This is a genomic window from Sphaerospermopsis reniformis (assembly GCF_005402885.1).
GTDB classification, from domain to species: Bacteria; Cyanobacteriota; Cyanobacteriia; order Cyanobacteriales; family Nostocaceae; genus Sphaerospermopsis; species Sphaerospermopsis kisseleviana.
In genome coordinates this window covers 1-14365 of record NZ_BJCE01000139.1, presented here as the reverse complement: position 1 = coordinate 14365, position 14365 = coordinate 1, and the positions used below count along the sequence as shown (strand labels likewise).

The following is a 14365-nucleotide window of genomic DNA, read 5'->3' as shown; positions in this document are numbered from 1 at the left end:
AAAAGTGTGCATTTTTGGGGATTTCAAGAGATGGCAAAGAAATTTTCAAATCTCCTCCTGACTCCTGACTCCTGACTCCTGACTCCTATGCCCTCACGGAAAGACTTTCTCAGCAACCCCTAATTAGCAATCAGTAATCAGCCAACTGCATAAATAGTAGTTAATCTCAAGAAGGTTTCCTTTTTTCTCGCCTTGGTTATACCCCTAAACACCGATTTTTTTGTTAGTATTCAAAAAAACCTATTCACACAATTGCAAGTTGTTTGTAAGCACATCGGACAATTTGTAATCAAAAAAGGAAACAAGCAACTGAGGTTGAATGACTGATTATTTCCCAAGAAATTTACCATTAGAATCTGTTCCACTGACCAAAACAACAGTGAACACCTCAATGGCGGAAACTGATAATCTGAGCGAAAAATTAGCTATAACCATAGCTGAAGCTGGATCAGAACGCAAAGCAGGTGAGATTTTATTGCTGAAAGTAGCAGATGTCTCCTACCTGTCTGATTACTTTGTGATGATGACAGGCTACTCTAGGGTACAAGTCAGAGCGATCGCCGCAGCAATAGAAGAGAAAGTGGAAACGAACCTGCAACGTCGTCCGTTAAGGACAGAAGGAAAAGCTGAGGGGAGTTGGGTGCTGCAAGACTATGGAGATGTGATTGTTCACATTATGATGCCCAAGGAACGAGAGTTTTATAATTTAGAAGCATTCTGGATTCATGCCGAACGCATTTCACTGCCAAACTCTGATCAGGTTGAGGATAAACCAAGATGATGAGATCATCGGTTTCTAACTGCCCAGTTCCCACAGAACAACAACCACTCAATGAGTACGAAGAATTAAAAAATTCCTGGCTATTTCGGGATACTACCTTAAGCTGGCGTAATTATCTCACCAAGATTTTTTGGATTTGGAGTTGGTCATGGCTGGTTGCAGGTCCAGTAGCCGCTGCCAGCTTTCCTCCACAAAAGCATATAGTTCATTTTATTCTCTGTGGATCTGCCGCTGCTAGTGTGGGAGTAGTGCTGATATTGGTGCGGTTGTATTTGGGTTGGTTCTATGTGCGCGATCGCCTTTATAGTTCCACAGTCTTCTATGAAGAATCAGGCTGGTATGACGGCCAAACCTGGACAAAACCCCAGGAGGTCATTGTCCGCGATCGCCTCATTGTCTCTTACGAAATTAAACCTATTCTCCAACGCTTGCAAATTACCTTTGCCGCCTTGGCTTTAATGTATCTTATTGGTACTATAGTTTGGCATTTGTTTTGACAATGGGAAAACGAACACAAGCCACAGCACTGGAAGTCCGGTTACTGCGGGAAGGTATTATCGAATCTAGGCATATAGTCCAGGCTGTAGTCAGCGACGACCGGGGACGAGTTCTATCTGTTGCTGGCAACGCCGAAACCGCTGCCTTTGTCCGTTCAGCCCTCAAACCATTTCAGGCATTAGCTGTCACCAGTACAGGCACACTGGAACGGTATGATTTGAGCGATCGTGACTTAGCCATCATTACCAGTTCCCACAAAGGCAGCATGGAACAGGTACGACAAGTATTTAACATCCTCTGGCGGGCTGACCTTGACCCCAGCGCCTTGCAATGTCCAGTTCCAGAAGGTAAACGCAGCACCCTAGAATACAACTGCTCTGGTAAACACGCTGGAATGTTAGCAGTTTGTCAGCAACGCCATTGGCCTTTAAATAACTATTTGGATCGTAAACACCCAGTCCAGCAGTTAATTCTCTCCAAGGTAGCAGAATTATTGAGAATGCCAGCAGCCGAATTTATCGGTGTTCATGACGACTGCGGCGCTCCCACATATCTGATGCAACTCGGTCACATGGCATCTTTATATGCTGTACTCGCCTCCAGCAATAACTTAGATATGGAACGCATTGTCCGCGCCATGAATCACCATCCGACTATGGTGGCTGGAAAAGGTGAATTTGACACAGAACTGATGCGCTTAAATCCGGGTGAACTGGTCAGTAAATCAGGTGCGGAAGGAGTACAGTGCATTGGCCGACTTGGTGAAGGGATGGGACTAGCTATCAAAGTTATGGATGGAGCTAAACGGGCAAAATATGCCGTAGCTATTCATGTACTTCAACAAATGGGTTGGATTAGTCCCAGCGTTGCCCAAAGCCTGTCCGAGAAATTCATGAACTTGGGGAAATACAAGCGTTTAGAGGTAATTGGAGAATTATCGCTTTTGTAGTTGACAAACTCTTGACTATGAGTTATATTAAAAAAGTCAAGAGACGAAAGCGACGCGGGATAGAGCAGCCTGGTAGCTCGTCGGGCTCATAACCCGAAGGTCAGTGGTTCAAATCCACTTCCCGCCACCAAATTAAAAACGAGACTCTATGAAGTTTTAAAGCTTTATAGGGTCTTGTTTTTTATAAGGAAATCCAGCGAACCAAAACCACTGAGAGAAAGTATCGAAGTTTGGCATTGATAAATCCGAAAAATTTACAGGTAAAGGCTTTTAGCTATTTTGACTTGTACTGAGCGACTTGTACTGAGCGACTTGTACTGAGCCTGTCCTGAGCCTGTCCTGAGCCTGTCCTGAGCGCAGTCGAAGGGCGCAGTCGAAGGGCGGTGTCGAAGGGCGCAGTCGAAGGGCGCAGTCGAAGTAAGCCGAAGTGCTTTCAAAAAGTGCCAGCTTTTATGAGGTGGCAAGTGAAAAACCTTGCACTTAATTCCTACTTCAAGAAAAAATCGTTCCTATCCAACTCTTAAAACTGTCACCGTGGCGTAGCAACTGTCACCTGTCAAAAACTTAGGTTAGGGTGGGGAATGTGGGCTGTAAAGCAATATCCCTAAATTTCTCTTGCAATTTTTCCCAAGTCATACCTGCTAAACTGGGTAAAACAATGTGAGCATTTCCCACCCTTTCCGGTGGTCCCATACCCACCGCCCACATACCTGCGGCTAAAGCTGCATCTATACCTGCGGCTGCATCTTCAAATACTACACATTGCTGGGGAGGCAGTCCTAACTGCTGGGCTGCAAATAAAAATAAATCTGGTGCGGGTTTGGGTTTATGTACACTATAACCATCAGCGATCGCATCCAGTTTATCACTAATTCCCAGCTTTTCAACCACTACATGAGCATTTTTACTCGCTGAACCCAGAGCTATTTTTAACCCAGCTTGACGCAAATCATCCAACAAAGAAACCGCACCCGGTAACAAATTATCAGGAGTGATATTTTCAATCAATTCCACATAGTAATCGTTTTTACGCTCCATCATCTCCTGGATCTGTGTATCAGAATATCGCCTATTACCAATAATTAACATCAGGGAAGCACGGCGAGAAATTCCCCGTAACGCCTCATTAGCTTGACGGCTAAAAAGTATACCTTCCTCATCCGCTAACCTCTGCCAAGCTTGATAGTGATATTCAGCCGTATCCGTTAACACACCATCTAAATCAAAAATCACACCTTGAATATTAGTAGCAGATGTTTTCCCAGTCCCTTTTTCCCGGTGTAAATCAAAATCATGCCATTTGCCACGCCAGTATAATTTAAACTTTAAGCGTGTCCAACCAGGAGGTAAATGGGGATGAGCTACGGGCTGATTATTTGTAAATTGAATACCTCCAAAACCAAAAACTACCGCTTGCCAAACGCCTCCTGCACTAGCACCGTGAATACCTTCATTCGCATTCCCCCGGATATCTTCCAAATCCACCATCGCCGCTTGCATAAATCGTTCATAAGCTTTCTGGGTTTTCCCTAAATCTGCGGCTAATATCGCGTGAATAGCTGGAGCCAGGGAAGAACCATAAGTAATATCCGTGCGGGGTGCGTAATAATTCCAATTTACTTCTAAATTTTTTCTACTGTAAGGAAATTCCGCAGATTCCCGCATGAGATAAAGTATCATTAAAACATCAGGTTGTTTCAGAACTTGGTGTTTATTTGCACCTTCAATACCTAAAATGGCTTGCATTGACTTGTGGCGCGGTTCGTAGTCTGCTAAGTTAATATCATCTAACTGGAAAAATCCCTCACATTGCTCAACTAATCCCGTTTCTGGGTCGTAGGGAATCCAGATTTTGTTAATGATTTCTTGCCAATGGTTTCTGATTTCGTCAGTCAGGTGCAATTTCTGCTCTAGTGCCTCAGCGTATTCCGGGAAATTACGCCTTAATAGGTTATTAACTATACCAGCTTTTTCTAAATGCCATTGAACTATCCGATTAGTAAAACTATTGTTATGTACTAATTCATGGTATTCATCTGCACCTATAACACTACGTATTTCATAGCGTTGAGTGTGAGAATTAAATTCAACGCGACTTGACCAGAAAATTGCGGTATCTAGAATTATCTCTGCACCATAATCTCTCAGCCATTCATCGTCCCCAGTCACTCGCCAATAGTACCATACAGCATAGGGAATAACTGAGCTAATATGAATTTCGCGATCGCGGCACCAAATACGCACATCCTCAGCATAATAATCACTCGGTAGCGCCCAGCGTGGTGTTACTTCATCCCCAGTCACCGCACTTTCCCAAGCGTACATTGCCCCTTGGTATCCATAATGAATCGCTTTCCGCCGCGCCCCATCTAAAGTATGATAGCGATAAGTAAGTAAATTCCGAGCTAGTGCTGGTTGAGTAAAAGTAAAAAATGGCAGAATAAAAATTTCCGTATCCCAAAAAATATGGCCGTGATAACCAAACCCAGACAAGGTTTTTGCGGGAATACTCACTCTGTCATCATCACGGGGAGCAGCAATGAGCAATTGAAATAAATTATAACGCACAGCAAAAGCGGCTTTACTATCTCCTTCAATGAGAATGTCGCTTTGTTGCCAAACCTCAGCCCAAGCTTGTTCATTCGCATCACGAAGAGTTATATAATCTGGTAACTGGGCGAGTTTTGACTGTGCGGCTAACACTGGTTGATCAACATCACGCGAGGTAAAAACAGTAACGAGTTTTTCTACGGTTACGGTTTGCTGTGGTTCAGAGAAAAAAGTGGCGCTGATGCTAGGATAACCTGGTGCGGTATTGATTTGCATAGCCGCTTCAATGCCTGAAATGGTCATTTTTGCAGCCATCCCGATATCAATATGGGAGTAACGGGTGCGACTGTGTAACCAAAAACCTTGGTCAAATTTCCCTTGATCTAGTCCTTCCCAGTGATTGAAACCTTTATTTTCTGGGTAGCCATTGATACTAGATTGTATTTCAATTAATCCATGAAAATCTACTGTGGTTAACTGGCAACGTTGCCCTAATACATGATGATCCGCTAAACTAGCAAAGCGTTCAAAGCTGATATCTATGGTTTTTCCTGTGGGACTGCGCCAACGTAGAGAACGGCTAATAACGCCTTGACGCAGGTCGAGTTCACGGTTGTACTGCAATATTGTACCTTGATCGAGACGAAAGCGTTCGCCATCAATCATCACTATCAATGGTAGCCAGTCTGGACAGTTGGCTAGTTCGGTATAAACTACGGGAACATCGTCATAAACACCGTGAATTAATGTAGCAGGTAATGCACGGGGATAGCTTTCTTCAAAGCTGCCTCTTGTGCCTAAATAACCGTTACCAATGGTGAAAATTGTTTCTCTAGCGTGTAATTTTTCAGGATTAAACTGGTTTTCTATTAATATCCAGTCTGTGTAGATGAAATCTTGTTGTTTTTCCATTTTTATTATTAAATATTACTAAATGAATGGATTTTTTCACGCAGAGGCGCAGAGGCGCGGAGGGAGAAAAAAGAGAGATATAGGGAGCATCCCCGTTGTGTAGTTTTTTTTATCTAACGATTGACAATTATCTTCGGCTTGTATCTTCGGCTTGATATGATTGAACCGCAAAGGACGCAAAGTACACAAAGGTAAGAGAGTTTCAGAGAGTTGTTGGTGTGGCTACGTTGATTTTTTTAAGAATTTTAGATTTCAGGTTTTTAAATGGGAAGGTATTGTTTTTGTGGTTGTGCGTGGGGGATAATTTTTTCTGCTCTTGGTTTATAAATGAGATAAAATAATGTTTCCATATATCTATCTCTGGCTTCGTTGTCTTCTGGGGCAATCAAGTTCCAAAAACTAAACATTTTAGCTAAGACTAATAATTGTTCATTGTGTAATTTCCAGTTGTATTTATTGCGAATTCTTTGAATCATCCATTGTGAAGTTTCTTGCCAATATTCTGGGTGGGATTCACATTTATCTAAAAAGTTGATAATTGTTTTCGCTGTACCTGCTAAATCTGTGGGATTGAGATGAAATCCATTTTGCCAATCTTCGATAATTTCTAATGCTCCACCAAATTTAGTGGCGAATGTTGGTAAACCAGAAATCATTGCTTCTAAAATGCTGCGGCCAAAGGCTTCATAAAGGGCAAAATGAACATAAATTCCTTGTTTATCGGCAATTATGCGATAAGCTTCACCGATTTTATTGCTAGGTAAGCGCATTCCTAACCAACGGATTTTACTTTGTAGAGTATACTGGTTAATAATATTGTGTAGTTTTTGGATTTCCTCTGCTTCTTCTAAGTTTGTGGCTTCGTCGGCATATAATTTGCTGGTTAATAAAATTAGGTGACATCGTGATTGTAATTCGTTACTTTTACCAAAACATTCCACTAACCCAGTCAGGTTTTTAATTGAGGTAATGGGTGCAACTGCAAAAATCGGTCTTTTGTTAATATCGTCTAATTTACCGAAAATGTGATCATCTTCTTGGTGAAATAATAGGTTTTGAATGTGTTGGCTTTCTTGAGGATTTCTTTTTTCTGTTTGGTTATAGGGAAAAAAGAATGTTTCACTGACTCCCGGAGCAACCATATTAAATTTTGGATTGAATAAATCAATGCCATCAATTACATGATATAATTCGGGCATTGTAAAACATTTGTAAGATTCATATTGCCCCATTGTGTCTGGTGTACCGACAATTTCTTGATAGGTTGAAGCAATGATAAAATCTGCTGCATTCATGCTAATTAAGTCTGCTGTAAATTGGGCAGAAAAGTGATATTTTTCTTCTAATTCTTGCCAATATAAGTTACTGAATAGGTTTTTCGGTTTTTCTAGGGAATGGGCTATATTACATTGAGTGACTTTTAAACTCCGGGCAAGGATAAAAGCAACTAAGTTACCATCGCTGTAGTTACCAATAATCAAATTTGGTTTACCTTGAAATTGCTCTAATAGTTCTTTTTCTGCATCTTGAGCAAATTTTTCTAAATAAGACCAAATTTCAAATTTGGAAATCCAGTTATTGGTAATTTCTGAATCAGAATTTGTGAAAGGAACTCGCAAAATCCAAGCGTTTTCTGTGTTGTTAACTTTTTCTAATCGCAGGTCACAAAATGTTCCTTGACAGTTGGGAATCAGGCGAGTCAGAATAATTACATGAGGTTTGATACCCAAGCAGTCCAGACCAGCAAGTTTAATTTCTTCTTGTAGTTTGTTTTCTAAGCTGCGTGCTTGTTCAAGGACGTAAATAACTTGACCTAATGTTTCTTCTCTTCCTAAAACGTCTTCTTGCGCTACCCAACCATGTATAGAAACAAGAACAACTCGAAAAACTGCGGGTATACGCGATACAAAGGCTTCCAGGAGGGAAGGTTGGGGGGTGTCGATGAGTCTTTGTAAGAGTTCTAGAGTTTCTTTGAATCGCGCTACATTGTTACCCCAACCAGCTTCAAAACCCAGTTGTTGCAGTTGAAAGCGAAATTCTGGGTAGGGTTGGTGAGGGGGAAGTTCGCTTAAAAAAGTAATGGCTGGTTTAATTTGTTTGGCAAACTGAATACCAGAACGAATGCGATCGCCAATTAACAACCGCATACCATTGTATTGTATTGCCTGTAATGCTTGAAACAATTTATCTAACCAATATTGGGGATCAGTAACAAATTGATTGCAGAGATAATGGTTAAGGAAAGTCAAACCTTGACCAATATTTCGGGGATCGCTAGTTCTTGGAGATGCTTGGTAAAATGGGTGCAGATCAATTTCTAGAATGTGAGATTGGTAACGATTGACTAAGCGATCGCTCACATCTAAAAATTCTTTAGGAGTTATTAAATCAAACTGAGTAAAATCTGAGGTTAGTTTCCATACTTCTTGACTAGCAATTCTCGGTCTAACTACAAACCAAGTATTTTCCCTTTCCAAAATTATTTCATGGGTGTAGTTAATAAGTGTTCCTAAAGAAGAAGAATGGTAAAAATAAGCCGGTTTTTGAGATTGATGACAATAATCTGCAAAAGCTTGCAAAATTTCATTTCTTAAAAAGTAACGTTGATCCTTAGTATCTAAAGTACAGAGAAACTGACGAATTTCAGTTTTTTCTTCACTGTTTAAAATAGCCTGAAATAATTCATACATAGGGAATTACCCAAATATAACACCCACAACCTCATTTTTCTCACCTTAAAAACCATCGTTTTAAAAGATGGGTTGGGTAAGGTGCATTTTCTCTGCGATTATAAATAAATTGTAAAAATTATCGCGTCTAACTCTGGTGTGAAACCATAAAGTAATTCCTGAGATAGAGAACAATATATTTAGTTAGATTTCTGAGTATTAGTTATCCAAAACCCAGGAAAATAATAACCTTAAATCAGACCATAGTCACCTTTTAGCTAACTAGCACAAAACGTTATTTGATTCAATAGCTGCTAATTGCACTTTTGTAAACGCCTTGTGTGACACTATTTAAATAGGCATTTAAACAAGATACAAAAAATGCCATCCATTATAATTTCTTTATATAAAAATTGCCAACTTGGCTAAAATGACCGAAAAAAAAGAGTATTCTGCATATCAGAGATTGTTTGTGTTTCCTATTTTTTCTAATCACACAATTGACTGAGGTATTAACATAAATAACTTTTGATAACCTTAATGATTTAAGCATAGGCTACAGACCACTTGAGACCGCAGCTAATGTAAACCAAAAACTACAAATTTTATCAGGGCTAGTCATGAATTACCGAGTTTCTTCTTCTCCAGCTACCTTTGAGAATGTTATTACTCCTGACGAATTAAATCAGATTATTGAAGCGATTGCGGATGGGAGATATTCCTGGGCTTGTGTGTTGATTTTGCGTTTTATTGGCTATAATCCACTGCATTATATACCCCAGCGAACTTATAGCAGAATCATGAAAGAAAATAGCCAAGTGGTCACAACATCAACATCTACAACTAAACAGAAATTGCAATCTGTCAATAATGATCATCGGGGAACTTCATCTCAAACTTTCAACAATAACTAAGTAGGGGCAAACCCCCTGTGGTTGCCCTCTTGAGGCAGGAGGCAGGAAGCAGAAGTTATTAATTTTGACTTTTGATTTTTGACTTAATTCTATCCCTGTTCCCTGTTTCCTGTTCCCTATCAGTTTAGCATACTAAGTACGGTAGAGCCAAAAATTTTTGTTAATAATAATTTTTATGTTAGGCTAACTAACTATAGCAGGTCTAAATTAATAGTTTTTTGCCACACCTGCTCAAAGGCAATTCCCTGTTTAGTAGAAATATATAATAATACTATAGCTGCTGAACGTTTGGAATTATCACAATGTATCAACAGTGGTTTAGGGAGTTCCCTAATAACTTGAAAAATATGGTTTGCTGCTGGATGTGTGAGATTTGCAATTTTGGTAGGCAGATTAATATAGGATAATCCTAAAAGTTGACTTTTTTCCTGTTCATGTTGCCAGAAGCTTGGTTCATCTGAAAAACATAGATTTAGCACAGACTTATAACCATCATCAGCCAGTTGTTGTAGTTGATCTGGTGTAATTTGTCCACTTATTGCTAAATCCTGATTAATCTTTCTGACAATATTAATTGGCAGCACATTGTCAATCATAGTTTTTGGTGGAAATAATAATATTTTTGATGCCAACTCTATCTCCAACTAGGTATGAAAATTTAATGTAGGAATTTCCTAGACCCTTATTGTACAAATATTAACTGCTATCTATTCATAATCATTCAGCCATCGGTTTCCGTCGGTTTACTTCTGTACCTAAAATATTTAAATACAAAGATTGAAAAGAAACAGATGCAGATAACATTCCTGAAATTAAAATTTCTGAATCTCTGTTATTGCTGCTATTGGCTGATTACTGATTACTGATAGCTGAATGTTTACATCTAGTCATTAATCTACTCTTAACTTACAGCTAGAATTTGAGGAAGTTGTGAGGGTAGTTGACACTCTGCGTCCTCAAGGAGATTTACAGCAGATTGCAGATCAATGAGGTACAGAATCTAAATTGAAACCTATACACCAAGCTAGTTTTACTCCTGACTCCTGCTGTATATAGTTTTGTTAAACCCTCAAATATGAGTTTTCCTCACAAGTTCCTCAAATTTTCAGTTTAGTTTCAAGGTAGACACCAGGATACTGGAAACTAGGTAATGGGTACTGGGTACTGCTTACTGGGTACAATTTATTTCCACAACTTATTCCCTTTTACGAATTACCCAGAGTTGAGAAATTCTCAAAGGTTAATTAATATGAAAACCAGAACGTATGCCACCATAGACGGTAATGAAGCGGTTGCCAGAGTAGCCTATCCACTCAATGAAGTTATTGCTATTTATCCCATTACACCATCTTCACCGATGGCAGAATGGTCTGATGCTTGGATGAGTGAACATAAACCGAATATTTGGGGAACTGTTCCCACAGTGGTACAGTTGCAAAGTGAAGGGGGGGTTGCTGGTGCGGTACATGGTGCATTACAAACCGGTTCACTGACTACCACATTTACCGCATCTCAGGGATTAATGTTAATGATCCCGAATATGTACAAAATTGCTGGTGAACTGACACCTACAGTATTTCATATTGCAGCGCGATCGCTTGCAGCCCAAGCATTATCAATTTTCGGTGATCATAGCGATGTCATGGCTACTAGAAGTTCTGGTTTTGCCATGTTATGCGCTGCATCTGTGCAAGAAGCTCAAGATTTTGCCGTTATTTCCACCCGTGCAAGTTTAGAATCTCGCATTCCTTTCTTACACTTTTTTGATGGTTTTCGCACCTCCCACGAAGTAGATAAAGTAGAAACATTAACAACAGAAGATTTACAAAAAATCATCCCCATAGAATTAGTTATAGCCCATCGTTCACGGGCATTAACTCCTGATAATCCAGTATTAAGAGGAACAGCCCAAAATCCCGATGTTTACTTTCAAGCACGGGAAACAGTGAACCCATTTTATTTAGCTTGCCCAGATATCACTCAAAAGGTAATGGATCAATTCGCCGAAATTACAGGGCGAGAATATAAACTATTTGAATATCATGGAGATCCCCAAGCGGAAAGAATTATTATCCTTATGGGTTCTGGTTGTGAAACAGTCCATGAAACTGTAGATTATCTTAACAAACAAGGGGAAAAAGTTGGTCTAATCAAAGTTAGATTATATCGCCCTTTTGACACCCAAAGATTTATTGATACTTTACCAAAAACCACCCAAAGTATTGCAGTTTTAGATCGGACAAAAGAACCAGGTGCAACAGGTGAACCTCTTTATACAGATGTTGTGACTGCAATTCAAGAAGCAAATCCAAAATCTAAAATCCAAAATCTAAAATTGATTCTTGGTGGGCGTTACGGGTTATCTTCTAAAGAATTTACACCCGCAATGGTAAAAGCTGTATTTGATAATTTGACTGTGGAAACACCAAAGAATCATTTTACAGTTGGGATTAACGATGATGTTACCCATACTAGCCTAGAATATGACCCCGAATTTAACATTGAATCTGATAGCATAGTGAGGGCAATATTCTATGGTTTAGGTGCAGATGGTACAGTCGGGGCAAACAAAAATTCCATCAAAATTATTGGTGAAGAAACTGATAATTATGCCCAAGGTTACTTTGTTTACGACTCTAAAAAATCTGGTTCTGTTACAGTTTCCCATTTGCGGTTTGGACCTCAACAAATTCGTTCTACCTATTTAATCACCAAAGCCAACTTCGTCGCTTGTCATCAATGGGAGTTTGTAGAAAAATTCCCCATGTTGAAAGATATCGTTCCTGGTGGTACATTCCTGCTTAATTCACTTTATGACAAAGATGAAGTTTGGGATAAATTACCTGCTTCCATGCAAGCAGAGATCATTAACAAAAATCTCAAATTGTATGTGATTAACGCCTACAAAGTCGCACGGGAAGCGGGAATGGGCGGACATATTAACACAGTAATGCAAACTTGTTTCTTTGCTGTTTCCGGTGTTTTACCCAGAGAAGAAGCCATATCACAAATTAAAAAATCCATCCGTAAAACCTACGGGAAAAAAGGTGAAGAAATCGTCCAAATGAACATCCAAGCAGTTGATAAAACCTTGGATAACTTGTATGAAATCACCACCAAAGAAAAAACTACCCAATCACCAATCACCAGTCCCCAATCACCAATACCCGATTATGCACCTGTATTTGTGCGTGATGTTTTAGGGAAAATAATTGCCCGTGAAGGTGATGATTTACCAGTGAGTGCATTACCTTGTGATGGTTCATATCCTACAGGTACATCAAAATGGGAAAAACGCAATATTGCCCAAGAAATTCCTGTTTGGGACCCCAACGTTTGTATTCAATGTGGTAAATGTGTGATGGTATGTCCACACAGCGTTATCCGCAGTAAAGTTTATGAACCTGAACAATTAGAAAATGCCCCTGCAACCTTCAAGAGTGCAAATGCAAAAGAACATGATTGGCATGATTTAAAATTTACCATTCAAGTAGCAGCAGAAGATTGTACAGGTTGTGCTTTATGTGTAGATGTATGTCCAGCGAAAAATAAAGCCGAACCTAAGAAAAAAGCCATTAATATGGCAGAACAAAGACCATTAAGAGAACCAGAACGGGAAAACTGGGATTTCTTCTTAAATTTACCCAATCCAGACCGCCGCAATTTGAAGTTGAATAGAATTAATCAACAACAAATGCAAGAACCGTTATTTGAGTTCTCTGGTGCTTGTGGAGGATGTGGAGAAACACCGTATATTAAGTTAGTAACTCAACTATTTGGCGATCGCATGATCGTGGCTAATGCTACCGGTTGTTCATCCATCTATGGCGGTAACTTACCTACCACACCTTGGACAACAAATGCAGAAGGTAGAGGTCCAGCTTGGTCTAATAGTTTATTTGAAGATAACGCCGAATTTGGTTTAGGTTTCCGCGTTTCTATTGATAAACAAGCGGAAATGGCAGCCTATTTACTCCAACAACTTGCACCCCAAATAGGCGACAATTTAGTTACCCCAATTCTTAATTCTGAACAAAAAGACGAAGCGGATATTTACGAACAACGAGAACGGGTATCTATTCTCAAACATAAATTAGATGAATTGTTGAATAATCCCGATTTCACAAATCTCAAATCTCAAATCCAAAATCTAAAATCCTTGGCTGATTATTTAGTGAAAAAGAGTGTTTGGATTATAGGTGGTGATGGTTGGGCGTATGATATTGGTTACGGAGGATTAGATCATGTAATTGCTAGTGGTCGCAATGTGAATATTCTGGTATTAGACACAGAAGTTTATTCTAACACTGGCGGTCAAATGTCCAAATCTACCCCTAAAGGTGCAGTCGCAAAATTTGCCGCCGGTGGTAAACCAGCAGCTAAAAAAGACTTAGGTTTAATAGCTATGACCTATGGTAATGTTTATGTTGCTAGTGTGGCTATGGGTGCAAGAGATGAACACACATTAAAAGCTTTCTTAGAAGCAGAAGCTTATGATGGACCATCAATAATTATTGCCTACAGTCATTGTGTAGCTCATGGTATTAATATGGCTACAGGAATGCAAAATCAAAAAGCTGCTGTAGACTCTGGACGCTGGTTATTGTATCGTTATAATCCAAATCGTGCAGAACAAGGACAAAACCCATTACAACTTGATTCTCGTACTCCTAGAATACCAGTTGAAAATTCCATGTACATGGAAAATCGGTTCAAGATGTTAACCAAAATTGACCCAGAAAGGGCAAAAGAATTATTGCAAGAAGCCCAAGAAGATGTTAATAGTCGTTGGCAAATGTATCAATATTTAGCCGCCAGAAAGTTACAAGAAACTCAACATCAAGAAACTGAAAGTAAGCCTGGTGAAAATCCTCACCCACAACCAGAATCAAATAGTAACCATAAGGGTGTAACAACATCCAACCGTTAAAAAAGATGGGTGATGGGGTGATGGGGGAAGTTAACCACCCAATCACCAATCACCAATCACCAATCACCAATCACCAATCACCAATCACCAAAATTATAAAATTAACTTCAACATATCACGGATCAGAATTAAAATCACCTCTTGTACCTTCCACTCCTCCCC

At 39.6% G+C, this 14365-nt stretch carries 8 protein-coding genes and 1 tRNA gene; 6 read left to right on the top strand and 3 right to left on the bottom strand.

Annotated features, from left to right (window positions below; all coding sequences use genetic code 11):
• Positions 1–319: 319 nt before the first annotated feature.
• The 4 genes from rsfS to FFR48_RS17850 all read left to right on the top strand — a co-directional run bounded on the left by rsfS (position 320) and on the right by FFR48_RS17850 (position 2358).
• Positions 320–781 carry a ribosome silencing factor gene (rsfS, locus tag FFR48_RS17865; protein ID WP_096569472.1) on the top strand — a complete coding sequence of 154 codons (462 nt, stop codon included), beginning with the start codon at positions 320–322 and terminating at the stop codon, positions 779–781.
• Positions 778–1278, top strand: coding sequence for a CGLD27 family protein (locus FFR48_RS17860; protein ID WP_096569469.1), 501 nt, complete (start codon positions 778–780; stop codon positions 1276–1278). Before rsfS ends, FFR48_RS17860 begins: the two co-directional genes overlap by 4 nt.
• A complete protein-coding gene (locus tag FFR48_RS17855; RefSeq protein ID WP_096572724.1) occupies positions 1275–2228 on the top strand; it encodes an asparaginase in 954 nt (317 codons plus the stop codon). The genes FFR48_RS17860 and FFR48_RS17855 overlap by 4 nt, the downstream gene beginning before the upstream one ends.
• Positions 2229–2281: 53 nt before the next feature.
• A tRNA-Met gene (locus FFR48_RS17850) sits at positions 2282–2358 on the top strand.
• Between the two features lie 434 nt (positions 2359–2792).
• On the opposite strand, the gene pgmB is transcribed toward FFR48_RS17850, so the two are convergent.
• Together pgmB and FFR48_RS17840 are read right to left on the bottom strand one after the other, a co-directional pair.
• Positions 2793–5690: a beta-phosphoglucomutase gene (pgmB, locus tag FFR48_RS17845; protein ID WP_137668300.1), complete on the bottom strand. Its 2898-nt coding sequence runs from the start codon at positions 5688–5690 to the stop codon at positions 2793–2795.
• Positions 5691–5950: 260 nt separating this feature from the next.
• Positions 5951–8380, bottom strand: a complete 2430-nt coding sequence (locus FFR48_RS17840) for a sucrose synthase (protein WP_137668299.1) — start codon at positions 8378–8380, stop codon at positions 5951–5953.
• Positions 8381–8979: 599 nt separating this feature from the next.
• Between FFR48_RS17840 and FFR48_RS17835 the strand changes: the two genes are divergently transcribed.
• The gene (locus tag FFR48_RS17835; protein WP_137668298.1) at positions 8980–9273 is read left to right on the top strand and encodes a HetP family heterocyst commitment protein; all 294 of its coding nucleotides are present in this window, start codon (positions 8980–8982) and stop codon (positions 9271–9273) included.
• A gap of 191 nt (positions 9274–9464) precedes the next feature.
• Here the strand turns inward: FFR48_RS17835 and FFR48_RS17830 are convergent, their stop codons facing one another.
• Positions 9465–9905 (bottom strand): protein tyrosine phosphatase family protein, encoded by a 441-nt coding sequence (locus tag FFR48_RS17830; RefSeq protein WP_307722530.1) that lies wholly within the window; start codon positions 9903–9905, stop codon positions 9465–9467.
• Between the two features lie 617 nt (positions 9906–10522).
• Between FFR48_RS17830 and nifJ the strand changes: the two genes are divergently transcribed.
• Positions 10523–14203, top strand: a complete 3681-nt coding sequence (gene nifJ / locus FFR48_RS17825) for a pyruvate:ferredoxin (flavodoxin) oxidoreductase (RefSeq protein ID WP_137668297.1) — start codon at positions 10523–10525, stop codon at positions 14201–14203.
• Positions 14204–14365: the final 162 nt, after the last annotated feature.